The following is a 13,466-nucleotide window of genomic DNA, read 5'->3' as shown; positions in this document are numbered from 1 at the left end:
GCCATGCCCCAAGGGCCCGGTGGCGGAGAAGCGCCAGCAGATATGCGCCAGCAGACATCAACGACGGGCGTCGCGCCGACCGCGCGCTGCCTAGAAGACATGTGCCGGGAGGCAGCAGATGGTGGGACCCCGAGTGTCCCCGCACTCGACAGCGAGGCACGGTGCACCGCCCACGCCGCGAAGCGGAGACCCCAGAAATCCAGGGAAGCCGAGCAGCAACGCCAGGAAGTCGAAGACGCGCCCGCTGAGGCGCGCCCCGGCGAGGCTGACTGCGTTGCCGCGGATCCGTCGCCCGCGGCATCTGCTGCTCGGGCTTCTCCTCGTGGTGGGATGTGCCACCGCTGGCGTGCTCGTGGGTACGCGGCTGGGGGACAGCGAAGAAGTCTTGGCCCTGGCACACCCGGTCGCGGTCGGACACGAGCTGCGCGCACGGGACCTACGCGAAGTCAGCATCACGGCGGACAGTGGTCTCCCGGCTCTGTCAGCCCGCTCCCGTTCGAGGGTCGAGGGGCGGCCTGTCGCCTACAGCCTCCCCGAGGGCGCACTGCTGACCGAGGCAGTGGTGGGCGAGGCCCGGGTGCCGCCACCCGGTGCGGCGATCGTGGCAGTCGGCCTGAAGGCCGGCCAGTTCCCACCGGGACTGCAACCTGGGAACCGCGTCACGGTCGTCATGACGTCGCGTGAATCCGGGAGCACTTCCTCGACGGCAGAGTCGTCCACCTCCTGGAGCGCCACCGTCACAGCGGTGGAGACACCACCGAACGAGCAGACCACCGTGGCCTCCCTGCAGATGGATACGGACGCCGCGCGGCAACTCGCCACTGCACGCGAGGGAGAAGTCACCGTCGTCATCGTGAACGGGGTCCGGAAATGACACTCGTGGCGCTGTGCAGCCTCAAAGGTTCTCCCGGAGTCACCACGGCCGCGCTGGCTTTGGCCGCGGGGTGGCCCGCGGGACAGCGGCCGGTGCTGGTGGAGTGCGATCCGGCCGGTGGGGACCTGCTCGCCAGGTTCCGACTCGCCCTCTCCCCGGGCCTGGTCACTCTGACGGCTGCCGCACGGAGGACCCAGAGGTCGACCGAGATCGAAGAACACACCCAGCGGCTCCCGGGCGGCCTGCCTGTGGTGGTCGGCCCCGCAGGGGCGGAGCAGGCGCGCGCCGTTCTCCGCCAGCTCGCCAACTCCCGTACAGACGAGCTACGTAGGGCCGCAAACGACCCGGGTGCCGTGGTGGTCGCGGACTGCGGGCGAGCCGATCCCGATTCCCCGGCTCTGAAGATCGTGAATGCCGCGGACGTCCTGCTGCTGGTCGCCCGTGCCCATGACGACGCCCTGTCGCACGTGTCGGCCCGGTGGGACGAGGTGTCGCATTGGGCACCGCCCGTGTGCCTCCTCTTGGTTGGTGACGGCCATGCGACCCGCGCGATCGAGCAGGCCTTGAGCCTCGATGTGCTCGGCCGTGTCCCGGAAGACCGCAGGGGAGCGGCGCTGCTGGGCGGGCGTTCGGGGCCACGCCGCGCCTCGGCGCGCACACCGCTCGCCGGCGCGATGGCACGGATCGCCGCGACGGTCGCCGCGCCCTCGTTCGGCGGGAAGGCAATCCGGGGGCTGCCAACGAGGCATGCGCAGGCCGGAGCTGGTGCCGGACCAGGGGTGCGCTTGATGGCCGCGGCAGTGCGGAATGCACCGGCTGTTCCGAGCGGAGTGCAGCGATGAGCGCGACGAGGGAGCCGAAGCCCGAGCACGCGCGACCGCTTCCGCCCGGCACCGCGGTGATCCAACCGGGCCTGCCGTGGAGTCGCCCGCCGGCGCACGGAGTCGCTGACGTAGCGGGCGAAGAAGTGAGTCCGGCCGCCGAGCTCTTGTACCGCCGACTACGCCACGAACTCCCCACCCGGCTGGCCCGGCGAATCCGCGCCGACGAGGATGCAGGACGTACCGCGATGTCCGAGGAGGAACGCCGGACACAGGCCAGGACGATCCTGGTCGACATCGCTGAGGAACACACCCGCGCTCAACTCGCGCGCGGCGAGGACGTGGTGTCACCGGACACCGAACAGCAGGTGATCACGTCCGTGCTGGCCGAATCCCTCGGACTCGCGGGTCTCGAACCCCTGCTGCGCGACCCGGACATCGAGAACATCAACATCAACGGCGACCGCGTCTTCCTCCGCTTCGCCGACGGCCGCCGCGAGCGCTTCCGGCCAGTGGTCCACTCCGATGCGGAACTGGTCGCCCTCATCCGCGACCTGGCGGCCCGCGCCGGCGTCGAGGAGCGACGCTTCGATCGAGGCAGCCCCGGCGTCGGCTTCCTACTGCCCAGCGGCGACAGGGTATTCGCTGTCATGGCCGTCACCGCACGCCCATCGGTGTCGATCAGGCGGCACCGCCTCCAGCGCGCCACGCTCGCCCAGTTGCGCGACGCGGGCGCGCTCGACCGGAACCTGGAGTCATTCCTCGCCGCGATGGTTCGCGCCAGGAAGAACGTCCTGATCACCGGAGGCACCGCCATCGGCAAGACGACGATGCTGAGGGCCCTCGCCGCCGAGATCCCGTCGTGGGAGCGCCTGGTCACCATCGAGGACGTACTCGAACTCGGCCTCGACACCGACATCCGGGCCCACCCTGATGTCGTCGCACTGCAGGCCCGCGAGCCGAATATCGAGGGCCAGGGCGCCATCAGCCAAGCCGAGTTGGTGCGTTGGGCGCTGCGCATGTCTCCGGACCGTGTGATCGTCGGTGAGGTGCGCGGGCCGGAAGTGATCCCCATGTGCAATGCCATGAGCCAGGGCAACGACGGTTCCATGGCCACGCTGCACTCCTCGACCAGCCGTGGCTCATTCACCAAGCTGGCCGCCTACGCCGTCCAAGGACCGGAGCGCCTGCCCCTGGAAGCCACCAATCTGCTGGTCGCCTCCGCACTGGACTTCGTCGTACACCTCGACAAGCCGCGCGACGATCCGGCCAAGCGGGTGGTGTCCTCCATACGCGAGATCGTCGATGCCGACGGTCAACAGATCGTCTCCAACGAGGTCTTCCGTCCTGGACCGGACCTGCGCGCGCTCCCAGGCGCGCCCCTGCGAGCCGACACCCTCGATGATCTGGCGGCTGTCGGGTTCGACCCCGAACGCCTGGGGCGGGTCGGCGAGGCCGAGTGGGGGTGAGGGCATGACAGGTTACGCAGCGCTGCTGGGACTGCTCGGACTCGGCTTCGGCGTCGGGGCGTTCGCCCTCGTGCGGACGGTACGGCGCCCGGCCGGAGGGGACACGGAGCGCGCGGGTCGCCGAGCGCAGCGAGCACCTTTGCGTACGGAACACCGGAGGCGGTGGCTGGCTGCCGCAGGGGTGGTCGGACTGGCGTGCGGCGCGGTGACGGGCTGGGTGGTGGGCGGTCTGCTGGCGGCGACAGCCACGTGGAGTCTGCCCAGGCTGCTGGGACAGGGCACCGCTCACCGGCAGGAGGTCGCGCGGGTCGAAGGAATCGCCGGCTGGACGGAGATGCTCCGCGACACGTTGGCCGCCGCGGCCGGCCTTGAACAGGCCATCGTGGCCACGGCACACACCGCCCCCGAGGCCGTCCGTCCGCAGGTGCGGTCCCTCGCCGTCCGGCTCGCCGCAGGCCAACGCCTGCCCGACGCACTGCGATGCCTCGCGGCCGATCTGGCCGACACCACGGCCGACCTGGTGATCGCCGCCCTCATACTCGCCTCCGAACGACAGGGCCGCCAACTCGTTCCCGTTCTCGATGCATTGGCCGCAACGGCCCGAGCCCACGTCGAGATGCGGCAGCGGATCGATGCCGGCCGAGCCCGCGTACGCACGACCCTTCGTGTCGTCGTGATCACCACGATCTCCTTCGCGGGCGGGCTGGTCCTCCTCAACCCCGCCTTCCTGAGCCCGTACGGCACGTGGGGCGGACAGCTGGTCCTGCTGCTGATCGGTGCTGTGTTCGCAGGGGCCTTCGCGTGGCTGCGCCGGATGGTACGGATCGAGCAGCCCGACCGGATCCTCGCGGACCCCGAGCCAATCGTCGGGGCAGTGGATATCGGAGACGGCGTAGGACAGGAGCTGTCGACATGATCGCCTTCTTGGCTCTCTCTATGGGAGTCGGCCTGGGGCTGTGGGCCCTGACGTATTGGATCTTCCCGCTCCCCCCGCCCCTGACCGAACTGATCTCACGCATCCACGCCGTGCCTTCTCCGCCTGAGGGCCCAGGCACCCGTCAGCAGGGGTGGGCAGAGCGCCTGGGCGCTCCCTTCGCCCGCGTGCTGAGTGCCTTGGGGCTGCCTACGAGCAGCGTGCGCAAGGACCTGACGGTCATCGGCCGGCCGGTGGAGGCGTACCTGGGGGAGAAGGCGGCGCTCACGCTCGCCGGACTGTGTCTGCCGACGGCCGTCGAACTGATCCTCACCATCGGCGGACACCCTTTGCCCTGGGCGATTCCGCTGGGCGGCGCGCTGGCGTTGGCTGTTGGCGGCTTCCTCCTGCCGGACGTCAGTGTGACTGCAGGGGCAGAGCACCGACGAGCAGCCTTCCGCCACGCCCTGAGCGCGTACCTGAACCTCATCCACATCCTGCTCGCCGGAGGTGCCGGAGTGGAGGGCGCGCTGACCGACGCCGCCGAGATCGGCCACGGGCAGCCGTTCCAGCGCATACGCAGCGCGCTGAACACCGCACGCCTGACCCGCACTTCACCCTGGACGATGCTTGGCCAGCTCGGCGACGAAGTCGGTGTGAGCGAGCTGAGTGAACTGGCGGCATCCCTATCCCTCGCAGGAACCGAGGGAGCCAAAATCCGTGCGTCCCTCGCCGCGAAGGCCGCCGCGCTCCGCAGCCGCGATGCCGCCGAAGCCGAGGGCCGGGCCAACGCGGCCACCGAGCGCATGGCTCTCCCGGGAGTGCTGATGGGCTTCGGATTCGTGCTCTTCGTCTTCTATCCGGCCCTCGTCCAAATCGAGGCCTCGCTGTGAACATTCTTCGATCACTCTTGGAGAACCACGGACATGTTGCCGCTCACCTGCCCCCGCTCCCTGCGAAGCCGTCTCAGCGCTGTAGTGCGTGCCCTGCGGCGCGATGCGGGCGGGATGACGACCGAACAGGTCATCTGGATCGCCTTCCTCGCGGCGCTCGCCCTGACCGTGACCGGGCTGTTCGGACCGCAGATCCTGGCGGCGGCCCGCAGTGTCACCTTCAAATAGCCAGCTCCCCTCGGCTGCCTCGGTCGGGACTGCGGTCCGACGCGGGTGGCGGCACCATCGAGATGGTTCTCGTCCTGCCGTTGGTGTTCACCGTCGTCCTGCTCATGGCCCAGGCGGCTGTCTACCTGCACGCCACCCACATCGCCCAGGCCACCGCCGCCCACGCGCTGGCAGCCACTCGCGTACAGCACGGAACGGTGGAGACCGGCCGGGCGGAAGGCGCCCGGGTCCTGAACCAGCTGGGCCGAGGTCCTCTCCGCGGAGTGCACCTCGACCTGACGCGCGGCCCCCGCCTCGTAGAGGTGCGGGTCTACGGCACAGCCGGCTCTGTTCTGCCCTTCCTGCACTTGCCAGTTCGGGCGCGGTCTGTCGGCCCGGTCGAGACGGTCATGAACGGCTCTGGAGACACTCGATGACGCACCGCAGCCGAGACGACACGGGCTCGGCAACCATCGAACTCGTCCTGACCATCCCGGTGTTGCTCCTGGCTCTTTGGTTCCTCGTCTTCTGTGGACGGATGGCGGGCGTGCGCCTGCTTGTCGAGGACGCCGCCCATCAAGCGGCCAGGGCGGCCAGTTCCCAACGCACCGAGGCGACCGCAGCAGCGCACGCTCGGTCAACGGCCGCCCAAGCTCTGCACGGCGCGGGCATCACATGCCGCGGACTGGCGGTCCGTTTGCAGGGAAGTCTGCAGCCAGGTGGCACCGTGCAAGCTTCCGTGACTTGCGACGTTGACCTCAGTGGCCTCGCGCCGCTGCGCGTGCCCGGTGTCATGGCGCTCAGCGCAGAGTTCGCGTCGCCGGTCGATGTGTACCGCGGAAGCACGCTTGCTCATTCACAGTCAGAGACCGCCGAACACATCGCCGTGCCGCGTGTCGCCAGTGCCTCGGCCTCGTGGGGAGCGGGGTCCCCGTGACTCCCTCGCCTCTCTCCGCTGTTCGCCCGTGCAAGACGATGCGGCGCGACGAGGGCCAGGCGACCGTGTTCGTTGTCCTGATCACGGTTGCCGTGCTGATGTTCGCTGGGCTCGTGCTGGACGGAGGCCTCGCCCTGGCCGCCAAAGTGCGCGCCATCGGTGAGGCCCAGGAGGCGGCCCGCCGAGGTGCTCAGGCGCTGGACCTGTCCGCCTACCGGGCGGACGGCACACTCCGACTGATCCCCGACCAGGCCCGCGATCTGGCCCAGCGCCATCTCGCCGCCACGGGTGACACAGGTACGGTCACGGCCACTGGGGACACCGTCACCGTGCGGGTCTCTGCACGCTCCTCCGCCCAACTCCTGCGCGTAGTTGGCATCCAGTCCTTCACGGTGTCGGCTTCGGGGTCGGCACACCCGGTGCGGAACATCGGCACCGCAGTGCCATGACACCGCCGGGCGTCCGAGGGGCAGGGCATCGCGTGATCCGGTTCCTGCGGGGGCTGCTGGCCGCAGTCACGCTGGCTGTGTTGGTTACGGGAGTTCCGTGGGGGCTGTGGCGCTACGTCGGGTGGCCGCTGCCGCATCGCATCTCCTCGTGGGCTGAAGTAGAGATGATCCTGCGCGCCCCGATGAACGCCACGTTCCTGCTCAACGTGCTTGCGTGTGTGCTCTGGACGGTCTGGTGCACCTTTGCGATCGATGTCGTACGCACCGCATGGGGCATGATCAGCGGAGTTTCGTGGCCCGAGGCTCGGGGGCCGCATAGATCGGTGCACGTGGTTGCCGCGCTGCTGGTCGGAACCGCCGTCACAGCACTTGTGTTGAACCGTCCAGAAGCTCTCGCCAGACCTGCACCGACCCGGGCCACGACGGGCCTACTGGTGCGTCCAGGTCCCTTCGAGGTGACCTCGGGGGAAGTGCGAGGCGGGGCAGGCAGGCTCGACGCGGCTCCCTACGACACGGACGACGCCGCACAGCGCCCACCGCGCACCGTCACCGTGCGTCCGCCCGAGCACGGTATCCACGACAGCCTGTGGAGGATTGCCGATCGTTCTCTGAGTGACGGGGCGCGATGGCCGGAGATCTACGCGCTCAATCGGGGCCGCCCTCAGCCCGACGGAGACGCCTTGACCAACCCCGACCTGATCCGCCCCGGTTGGATCCTCCAGCTGCCGGCGAGTTCGCCGGCTCCGGGCCCTGAGGTTCCGCCGAGGGCGACACCCCCACCGTCCCGTGAACCGAGCGCGGGCCCGACTACGGGCACCGACTCGAACGTTCCCCGACTACCTGGCCACGAGGGGCATCGACGGCCCGGGCTCGACCTACCAACAGGGGGATACGTCGGTCTGGGCCTGGCCGCACTGACCGCTGCCGTCCTGACAACCACGCGCCTGCGACGGCGAGCCCGCCACCAGCGCCGCGGCCGCGAACGCGACGACCTGGAGATCGCTCCCGTGGTCCGCGCCCTGCGCACGGCTCCCGCCCCGGAGCCCGGGGAGACCGCCGAGCGAACAGCCACGACACCCCGCACACCTGACGAAGAGCTCCGCGCCCGATCCCGACACCGCGGCGAAGAACCCATGTCTTCCATCACAGGAGCGGTTACCGGGGCGTGGGAAGGCCACTCCCTCGCGTGGGACGTGGCCCGCAGCCGGGGTCTTGGCCTGGTCGGGACTGGAGCCGTGGAAGCCGTCCGCGCCCTCTTGATCGACGGAGCTGTGGAGCGAATGGCTTCCGGACATCTCGAGGTCATGGCCCCCGCCCAGGATGCCGCGCAGCTCTTCGGTGAGCAGGTTCCAGTGCGCTCGTACGCATCGGGTCTACGTATCGTCGAGGATCTGGACACGGCTCTGAACGCGTTGGAGGCTGAGCTGCTCAGCCGGACGCGCCGGGCACGTGACGACGCCACGGACCCAACACTTGGCAGCGCCAAGGACACCGGTCTCCTGTTGATCACCAGTCCCGCTCCGGACTCTGACGGACGTCTGCAGGCGCTGCTCGACAATGGCTCCTCGCTCGGTCTGGCCGGGGTGTTGTTGGGGCAGTGGCGTCCAGGACGAACTCTCTGCGTGGGACATGACGGAACCGTCTCGGCTGACAGTTCGTCTGACGCCGTGACGCTGACCGGTGCACGCCTGTTCACGTTGCGGCCTCCCGACGCGCGAGCTCTCCGCGACCTCTTTCGTGTGTCGGAGCCAGAGACGCCTCCGACCCCGTCGACTGAGAGTGAAGCAACGGGGTCGGAGGCGGACGTCGCTACGCGGTCAGCAGGGCAGGGGCCGACGGCGACGGCGCCTGTCCTCACTCTCACGGTGCTGGGCCCCGTACGCCTGACGCATCACCCCGCCCGCGGTGCAGCCAACAGAAGCCTCGCTGGGTCTCTAGCCCCGAAGCAGCGCGAGATCTTGGCGTACCTGGCGCTGCATCGAAACGGGGTCCGGCGAGAAACGCTCACCGCCGCAATCTGGCCGGATGCCCCCAGCGAGCACCCGTACAACAGCTTCCACGCCACACTCAGCCAGTTCCGTCGCACCTTGCGCACGGCCACGCACGACGAGGTCCGCGATATCGTCCACCAAGCCGAAGGCTTGTACACCCTGGACCACAACCAAGTCTCCGTCGACCTTTGGGAGTTGGAGGATGCACTGAGCGAGTCGGACGCAGCGGAGAACCATGAGCTGCGTCTGAACGCCCTGGAACGCGGCACCAGTCTTTACGCCGGTGACTTCGCGACCGACATCGTCGCGGAGTGGTGCGAAGCCCCGCGCGAGGCAGTGCGCCGCGACGTGCTCGATGGCCTCGCCGCACTCACCCGTACCCTGCGCGCATCCGACCCCCGCCTCGCCCTCACCATGCTCGAACGCGCCAGGACGCTCGACCGCTACAACGAGGCCATCTACCGCGACATCGCGCGCGTCCAGGCACGGTTAGGCCTGCAGTCGGACATCCCGCACACGCTGGACCTCCTGAGCGCAGAGCTGGCCGAACTCGACGAGGAGCCGAGCCCGGAGACGATCGCCCTGTGCGAGGCACTGCATCGACGCGGCTCGCCCGCTGGAGGAACCGGCGGAGTACCGGAGGGATGAGCGAGCTGACTCAGCGGCGTGCACGACGCTCGCGGACGACCATCACCAGGGCCCTACTTGCCGGGATGAGTGCCACGAAGACAATCCAGGACCCTGACGGGATTGGCACCATGAGCACATGCTCATCGTCATCGGCGGACTGCCCGGCACGGGCAAGACCACACTCGCGCGCCTTCTGGCCGAACGCATCGGCGCAGTCCATTTGTGCATCGACACGATCGAGCAGGCCATCGTCCGCTCGGGTCTCGCCCAGCATCCTCTCGGTCCGGTCGGCTACACGGTCGGATATGCCCTCGCCGAGGAACACCTGCAGCAGGGGCTCACCGTCATCGCGGAATCCGTCAATCCCCTGACCGTCACTCGCGACGCCTGGCGGGGCGTGGGTACCAAGGCCGGCGCCACTACCGTCGAGGTCGAAGTGATCTGCTCGGATCCGGCCGAGCACTGGCAACGCGTGACCACACGCTCGAGCGATATCCCCGGCCTGCCCATGCCCGACTGGCAGCAGGTCCTCGACCGCGACTACGAACCCTGGGACCGGGAGCACGTCGTCGTCGACACGGCCGGACAAGGTCCGCAAGAGTCCCTCGCTTGGCTCATCCGGGGTAGTGGGTGTGGCGATTGAATGAGCGATGACGTCCCTGCCGCAGCCTGGACGCGCGGCGAATCTCCGGTCGACCACTGACGACATGGCCACAGCGGACGACCCCAGGGCGCGTTCCGGGTCGTGATCGGGATGTGCGAAGTGGCTGCAGGTGCTGCCGGCGGACCCGCAGTGGCGTACTGGAACTCGCCGGCCGTCGGCCACTGGCCTGCCCGGAGACCTTCACGTGGGCCGTCATCGCCGCCAACGTCGGCGCGATCACCCAGTCCCCGTTCTACGACGATCCCGCAGCCGTCCGCGAAGCCGCCGTCCGCGGCGTGGTCCTCGGCCTGACCGCCAGCCGGTGAGTTACGGGCCGACCGGCTGACCTCGTGTGGCCCAGGCAGCGGGCACGTGAGAGCTTCGGCGAAAAGGAGGACTATATGACGGACTACGCGCACCAGATCCAACGACTGGACGAGCTCGGACCGAGATACTCCGGCACCGACGCCCATCACACCCTGACCGAGGACGTGGCGAGCGAACTCTCCGCGCTCGGATACACCGTTGAACGCGACACCCACTCCTTCGAGCGCTGGGACCTCGCGGATGGCGGTAGCGCCCTCAAGATCGGTCAGAGAGACGTCCCCCTCTCCTCGGTCTGGCCCTACTCCGGCGAGACCGGACCTCAGGGAGCGACAGCGCCCCTGACACCCGTCACCGGTGTGCGCAAGAACTGGGAAGCGGCTGCCGGGAAGATCGCCGTCATCGAGGTGCACAACTTCGACGTGCCGTCGAAGCTCGTGCTCGACACCTGGTCGGGCGAGCTCCCCTTCGAGACCATCGCCAACCCCGTCATCGGATCCGAGTTCGCCGGAACCGATCTGACGAAGGCCCGCGAGGCCGGCGTCGTGGGCGTCATCGGTGTCTGGAAGGGGCTCGCGGATGACGCGGCACGAGGGCAGTATCTGCCCTTCACCCGTGACTACCAGGGCATCCCGGCCGTCTGGGTACCGGAATCCGAGCGCGACACCGTTCTCGCCGCCGCCGAGCGCGGCGACACGGCCACCCTGACACTGGACGCGACCAAGACCCCGGACACCTCCATGGACACCCTGTGGGCGGTGTCTGCCGGGTCCGGGCCCGCCGCCGACGAGGCGGTCCTCGTGGTCACGCACAGCGATGGCGGCAACGCCGTCGAGGAGAACGGGCACCTCGGACTCCTCGCGCTCGCACGCGACGCGGCGACCACCGCTCACAACAGGACCATCGTCTTCGTCTACACCGCCGGGCATCTGCGCATCCCCGCCGTCACCAAGCATGGACAGGCAACGACCGCGTGGCTCGATGCCCACCCCGAGCTCTGGTCCCCCGACGCCGACGGCCTCACGGCCGTCGCCGGACTGGCCATCGAACACCTCGGCGCCAAGCACTTCCGGATCAATCCCGCTTCCGGGCACTACGAACCCGATGGCACGCTCGAGCCGGAAATGCTGTACGCGACGACAAGCGAACTGGCAGAACTGACCCGCGCGACGTGGAGTGGCGTCGACATCGACTCCTCCACTCCGCTGAAGCCAGGAGCACTCATCCACTTCGGTGAAGGCGAGCCGCTCTATGAGCAGCGCATCCCCGCCGTTGCACTGGTCACCGGCCCCCTCTACCTCCTCGCGGAACTGGAGGGAGACCTCGTCGACATCGACGCCCTCACCCGTCAGATCGACAGCTTCCGCCGCCTCCTGACCCACATGGCAGGATCCGCCGAAAGTTCATCATTCGGCACCGTCACGCTGCCAACGAAAGAAGAGAAGGCCCTCGCCGGTGACCAAGTTGTTCGCTTCGTCGAGGCCCAGCGCTAGCTTCGCGCGTACGGCCGGTATCCGGAGCGCCCGCGGCAGTAGTTCTCATACGAACCGCCCGTTGATCACGACCACATACAGGCCCTAACTCGGTGTCTTGCCCACGGCGAGCATGTGAGAGCTGGCGGCCAGAAGCTCCGGGTAGGAGTCAGCGAGGCGTGCGGCATGCAACGCGGCTTGGAACATGGGCGAGTTCTGCATCGACTCGCGCGTGTGTTCTTCGGTGGCCTTCAGGGCACCCCAGGAGGGGCCCTCGACGCTGTGGATGGTGACGCCCTCCAGGCCGGCCGTGGTCATCTCCTCGACGAGTCCGTCCGGTGTGTGGAAGTAGGCGGCGGTGAAGCCCTTGCGGCCCGGCTCGTGAATGCCGGTCGCGAGGATGTCCTGCACGGCGTCCCGAACGTGTTCCTTGTCGAGCAGAGTGGTGGCGACGTGCTCGAACAGGGAGGCGTAGCGGCCGATGGCGGCAGCGGCCACCAGGGCACCCGGTTTGACCACACGTACGGCTTCGGTAAGCGCCTGGTCCCGCTCGGTGCGGTCGAGCAGGTGGTAGAGCGGGCCGAGCAGGAGGACGACATCGAAGGAACCGGTGTCGGCGCTGAGTTTGCGGGCGTCGCCCAGCTCGCTGCTCGCGCCGGCCTTGGCGGCCTGCTCGACGTGGCGGGGGATCGGGTCCACCACGTGCACGGTGTATCCCGCTTCAATCAGCCACCTGGAGTGAATGCCGGGACCACCGCCGACATCGAGGACCGTGGCTGGCGCCGGGGGAAGGTGGGAGCGCAGAATTTCCTGCGTGCGAACGAGTTCGAGCAGGCCGTCGGCGCTTCGAGTGAGTCGCGAGGACTCGTCCACGGTCTGCGAGTAGAACTCGACGATCTCGGGGCTGAGCTGCGGAACGGAGGGCATACCCTGGATGGTCCAGCCTGACCGGTCAACCTGTCCAGAGCATCGGGAGTCGCAGTGGCAGTTCTCAAGTACGAGTTGATCGCGGACTCGCTGCGCCAGCGCATCGCGGACGGCGAGTTCGGCTCCGACGATCTGCTGCCGTCGCAGCGCGACTTGTGCGCGCAGTGGGACGTATCGCGCGCCACGGTCATCAAGGCGTACGACCTGCTGGTGAACGACGGCCTGGTGGTGGCCCGGCAGGGCCAGGGGTTCAGGCCTTCGCCGATACCGGTGGCACGTCCGGCCGGAGGTCGCGAGGAAGGAACAGCGCGCACGGCCGGCGGCCGGGCATACCGGATCGTTGGGACGCCGACGCGCGAGGTGCCGTCGGCGCGGGTGGCGGCGGCGCTCGGTCTGAGTGACGGAGCTCAGGCTCTGCGGCGTGACCGGCTGATCGAACTGGCCGACGGGTCACCGTTGTCGCTGGTCGCGGCCTGGTTCCCGCCCGAGATCGCCGACCGCTGCCCGAGGCTGTCGGACCGGAAGCAGATCATCGAAGGCACCACCCGCTACATCGCCCGTATGACGGGGCGCAGGCCATCTCAGGGCGCCGATGTGACGGCGGTGCGTCTCGGTACGGCTGACGAGGCCGAGGCGCTGTCGCGTCAGCAGCCGTTCGCCGTGGCGGAGGTCCTGCACACCGCGCAGGACGCCGAGGGGCGGGCTCTGGTCGTGGAACTCGGCGTAACGCCCGAGGGTTTGTGGGAGAACGTGCAGACGTATCCCATGGGCGGCGGTCGCTAGACCTCGCCGTTCCCGAACCGGCCCCCGAAGGCCGTGAGTTGAGGCTGCTTCCGGAATTGGCAATTGCGCCATTCCGCTTGACTGGACCGGTCCACCGGTCCAGTCTCTTGGTGTCGGAGGCCCGACGAAGCCG

General features: G+C 68.9%; 14 protein-coding genes. 13 read left to right on the top strand and 1 reads right to left on the bottom strand.

What is annotated here, in order from left to right; all coding sequences use genetic code 11:
• Nucleotides 1-385: 385 nt before the first annotated feature.
• The 12 genes from OKJ99_RS11105 to OKJ99_RS11050 all read left to right on the top strand — a co-directional run bounded on the left by OKJ99_RS11105 (nucleotide 386) and on the right by OKJ99_RS11050 (nucleotide 11,644).
• Nucleotides 386-874 carry a hypothetical protein gene (locus OKJ99_RS11105; RefSeq protein WP_326015773.1) on the top strand — a complete coding sequence of 163 codons (489 nt, stop codon included), beginning with the start codon at nucleotides 386-388 and terminating at the stop codon, nucleotides 872-874.
• Complete coding sequence (locus tag OKJ99_RS11100; RefSeq protein WP_326015772.1) at nucleotides 871-1,716, top strand: MinD/ParA family ATP-binding protein; 846 nt, start codon at nucleotides 871-873, stop codon at nucleotides 1,714-1,716. The genes OKJ99_RS11105 and OKJ99_RS11100 overlap by 4 nt, the downstream gene beginning before the upstream one ends.
• A gap of 227 nt (nucleotides 1,717-1,943) precedes the next feature.
• Entirely contained in the window at nucleotides 1,944-3,164 is a 1,221-nt protein-coding gene (locus tag OKJ99_RS11095) for a CpaF family protein (protein WP_326015771.1), read from the top strand.
• 4 nt (nucleotides 3,165-3,168) lie between these two features.
• Nucleotides 3,169-4,080, top strand: a complete 912-nt coding sequence (locus tag OKJ99_RS11090) for a type II secretion system F family protein (protein ID WP_326015770.1) — start codon at nucleotides 3,169-3,171, stop codon at nucleotides 4,078-4,080.
• On the top strand, nucleotides 4,077-4,970 hold the full coding sequence (locus tag OKJ99_RS11085) for a type II secretion system F family protein (RefSeq protein ID WP_326015768.1): 894 nt from the start codon (nucleotides 4,077-4,079) through the stop codon (nucleotides 4,968-4,970). Before OKJ99_RS11090 ends, OKJ99_RS11085 begins: the two co-directional genes overlap by 4 nt.
• A 224-nt stretch (nucleotides 4,971-5,194) precedes the next feature.
• Nucleotides 5,195-5,614, top strand: a complete 420-nt coding sequence (locus tag OKJ99_RS11080) for a TadE family protein (RefSeq protein WP_326015871.1) — start codon at nucleotides 5,195-5,197, stop codon at nucleotides 5,612-5,614.
• Nucleotides 5,611-6,114, top strand: coding sequence for a TadE family protein (locus tag OKJ99_RS11075; RefSeq protein WP_326015767.1), 504 nt, complete (start codon nucleotides 5,611-5,613; stop codon nucleotides 6,112-6,114). The genes OKJ99_RS11080 and OKJ99_RS11075 overlap by 4 nt, the downstream gene beginning before the upstream one ends.
• Nucleotides 6,111-6,563, top strand: coding sequence for a pilus assembly protein TadG-related protein (locus OKJ99_RS11070; RefSeq protein WP_326015765.1), 453 nt, complete (start codon nucleotides 6,111-6,113; stop codon nucleotides 6,561-6,563). Before OKJ99_RS11075 ends, OKJ99_RS11070 begins: the two co-directional genes overlap by 4 nt.
• 1,235 nt (nucleotides 6,564-7,798) lie before the next feature.
• A complete protein-coding gene (locus OKJ99_RS11065; protein ID WP_326015764.1) occupies nucleotides 7,799-9,202 on the top strand; it encodes an AfsR/SARP family transcriptional regulator in 1,404 nt (467 codons plus the stop codon).
• 118 nt (nucleotides 9,203-9,320) lie between these two features.
• Nucleotides 9,321-9,827 (top strand): AAA family ATPase, encoded by a 507-nt coding sequence (locus OKJ99_RS11060; RefSeq protein ID WP_326015762.1) that lies wholly within the window; start codon nucleotides 9,321-9,323, stop codon nucleotides 9,825-9,827.
• Nucleotides 9,828-9,940: 113 nt separating this feature from the next.
• A complete protein-coding gene (locus OKJ99_RS11055) occupies nucleotides 9,941-10,153 on the top strand; it encodes a hypothetical protein (RefSeq protein WP_326015761.1) in 213 nt (70 codons plus the stop codon).
• Nucleotides 10,154-10,228: 75 nt separating this feature from the next.
• The gene (locus tag OKJ99_RS11050) at nucleotides 10,229-11,644 is read left to right on the top strand and encodes a hypothetical protein (protein WP_326015760.1); all 1,416 of its coding nucleotides are present in this window, start codon (nucleotides 10,229-10,231) and stop codon (nucleotides 11,642-11,644) included.
• An 84-nt stretch (nucleotides 11,645-11,728) separates the two neighbouring features.
• Here OKJ99_RS11050 and OKJ99_RS11045 read toward each other — a convergent pair whose 3' ends face one another.
• Nucleotides 11,729-12,550, bottom strand: a complete 822-nt coding sequence (locus tag OKJ99_RS11045) for a class I SAM-dependent methyltransferase (protein WP_326015759.1) — start codon at nucleotides 12,548-12,550, stop codon at nucleotides 11,729-11,731.
• A 54-nt stretch (nucleotides 12,551-12,604) separates the two neighbouring features.
• Here OKJ99_RS11045 and OKJ99_RS11040 point away from each other — a divergent pair, with 54 nt between their 5' ends.
• Nucleotides 12,605-13,333, top strand: coding sequence for a GntR family transcriptional regulator (locus OKJ99_RS11040; RefSeq protein WP_326015758.1), 729 nt, complete (start codon nucleotides 12,605-12,607; stop codon nucleotides 13,331-13,333).
• Nucleotides 13,334-13,466 lie beyond the last annotated feature (133 nt).

This window comes from Streptomyces endophyticus, assembly GCF_035798155.1.
Taxonomy (GTDB): Bacteria; Actinomycetota; Actinomycetes; order Streptomycetales; family Streptomycetaceae; genus Streptomyces; species Streptomyces endophyticus.
This window is presented reverse-complemented; position numbering and strand designations above follow the sequence as displayed.

Excerpts from the sequence above, each read along its gene's own strand:
- OKJ99_RS11100 (WP_326015772.1), top strand. The coding sequence starts at position 871 with ATGACACTCGTGGCGCTGTGCAGCCTCAAAGGTTCTCCCGGAGTCACC.
- OKJ99_RS11095 (WP_326015771.1), top strand. The coding sequence starts at position 1,944 with ATGTCCGAGGAGGAACGCCGGACACAGGCCAGGACGATCCTGGTCGAC.
- OKJ99_RS11090 (WP_326015770.1), top strand. The coding sequence starts at position 3,169 with ATGACAGGTTACGCAGCGCTGCTGGGACTGCTCGGACTCGGCTTCGGC.
- OKJ99_RS11085 (WP_326015768.1), top strand. The coding sequence starts at position 4,077 with ATGATCGCCTTCTTGGCTCTCTCTATGGGAGTCGGCCTGGGGCTGTGG.
- OKJ99_RS11075 (WP_326015767.1), top strand. The coding sequence starts at position 5,611 with ATGACGCACCGCAGCCGAGACGACACGGGCTCGGCAACCATCGAACTC.
- OKJ99_RS11060 (WP_326015762.1), top strand. The coding sequence starts at position 9,321 with ATGCTCATCGTCATCGGCGGACTGCCCGGCACGGGCAAGACCACACTC.
- OKJ99_RS11050 (WP_326015760.1), top strand. The coding sequence starts at position 10,229 with ATGACGGACTACGCGCACCAGATCCAACGACTGGACGAGCTCGGACCG.
- OKJ99_RS11045 (WP_326015759.1), bottom strand. The coding sequence starts at position 12,550 with ATGCCCTCCGTTCCGCAGCTCAGCCCCGAGATCGTCGAGTTCTACTCG.